The sequence below is a fragment of the Acidovorax sp. ACV01 genome (assembly GCF_014851495.1).
GTDB classification, from domain to species: domain Bacteria; phylum Pseudomonadota; class Gammaproteobacteria; order Burkholderiales; family Burkholderiaceae_C; genus Acidovorax; species Acidovorax radicis.
Genome location: NZ_JACUZT010000027.1, coordinates 1 through 366 on the forward strand (window position 1 = coordinate 1; position 366 = coordinate 366).

1 pseudogene is annotated in these 366 nt (G+C 65.6%); it reads right to left on the reverse strand.

Features of this window, described 5'->3' with window-relative positions:
- Positions 1–86 precede the first annotated feature (86 nt).
- Positions 87–359 (reverse strand): annotated as a pseudogene (locus IB243_RS26995) (helix-turn-helix domain-containing protein); the annotation flags it as partial.
- Positions 360–366 lie beyond the last annotated feature (7 nt).

A 366-nucleotide genomic window follows, 5' to 3' on the forward strand; every position in this document is an offset into this window, starting at 1 on the left:
CCATCGAAGGGCTCAGGCATGGGCATCAGGTGGGGACGCTCGTGCTCGAGCATCTCGGCCACGCTGAACTGGCTGTGCTCGGGGTGGCGCACCTCGCTCCACAGTGCTCGGCATCGCTCCGCCAGCCGCCTCTCGTGCTTGGCCCGTCGCGCATCGGCCGTCAATGCCTGCTTCAGCGCCGCCTCAAATGCACTCAACTTGTTCGGTCGCGTTTCGCGCCGATACTTCGGTGCCTCGGCAACCGGTGCCCGCAGCCACTTCGACACCGTGTTGCGCGACAGCCCCGTCATGCGCGCTATCTCGCGCTCCGACAGCTTGTCCCTCACGTGCAGCCGTCGGATCCTGCCAATCATGTCCATGGTGATC